1 pseudogene is annotated in these 934 nt (G+C 61.5%); it reads left to right on the top strand.

Going from position 1 to position 934, the window contains the following annotated elements:
- Nucleotides 1–888, top strand: a pseudogene (locus E4Q08_RS23510) (hypothetical protein); the annotation flags it as partial.
- Nucleotides 889–934: the final 46 nt, after the last annotated feature.

The raw sequence follows: 934 nt of genomic DNA, 5'->3' as shown, positions 1-934 counted from the left end.
GGGGCTACGGAGAACGTGAAGCGAGAGTTCGCCTATACGCTCCTCAATCGTCTCGTTGGCATCAAGGCCATGGAGGCGCGGAAGATCCTCTACCTTCCGCCGCCAGCAAATCCACACGGCACGTCCGAGCAGACCGAGGTGATCACGCCGGTTCTGGGTCAGGCGCGCTCCCGCTATCTGCGCGACTACCGGGCAGCGGGCGGCAGCAAGTACAAATACGACGATGGCGCCGAGGAAAATCTCCTCCGCGACGGCCTGACCTCTGCCTTCCGGTACATCACACAGGAAATCCGTGTCCTCTTTGATCCCGACCACGAGTACGCGTGTGTGTGGCCGACACACGCGACCCTGGCGAGGGTCCTCAAGATGATCAACGAGGATCTGCCCGAGGACGCCTATCGCGCTCAGGACTTTCTCGGCTGGGTGTACCAGTTTTTCAACCGCGACGAGAAGAAGCGCGTTCGCGATGAGAACAAGGGCACGCCGCGCTCCTCCTATGAACTAGCGGTCATCAACCAGTTCTACACGCCGTCCTGGGTTGTCAAGGTCCTTGTCGATAATACGCTCGGCCGGTTATGGCTTCAGATGCATCCAGGCTCGGCGCTCGCTCCCACAGAACCGCCGCCACTGCCGGACGAAAGGATCTCGGACCAGCCGGTTGCCGACTATCTGGTTCCACGCACTGGCGAGCGTATTCGGTACCAACGACTAGGCGAGGATGGCCAGGTCGCGACGTTCAAGCGCGCCCGGGACATCACGCTCCTCGACCCGGCCTGCGGAACCATGCACTTTGGGCAGTATGCCTTCGGTCTGTTCCACCGCATGTACCTCGACGAGATCGAACATGCTGGCCAACCGGGGTGGCCTGCGGGAACCGTCGATCCGTGAGCCCCGCGATACTCCCGGCGGCTATCCTCGAAAACAACCTGTTTGG

Origin of the sequence: Candidatus Accumulibacter contiguus (assembly GCF_012940005.1) — a bacterium.
Lineage (GTDB): Bacteria > Pseudomonadota > Gammaproteobacteria > Burkholderiales > Rhodocyclaceae > Accumulibacter > Accumulibacter contiguus.
The sequence above is the reverse complement of the archived record's forward strand: the minus strand, read 5'-3'. Positions and strand labels throughout refer to the sequence as shown.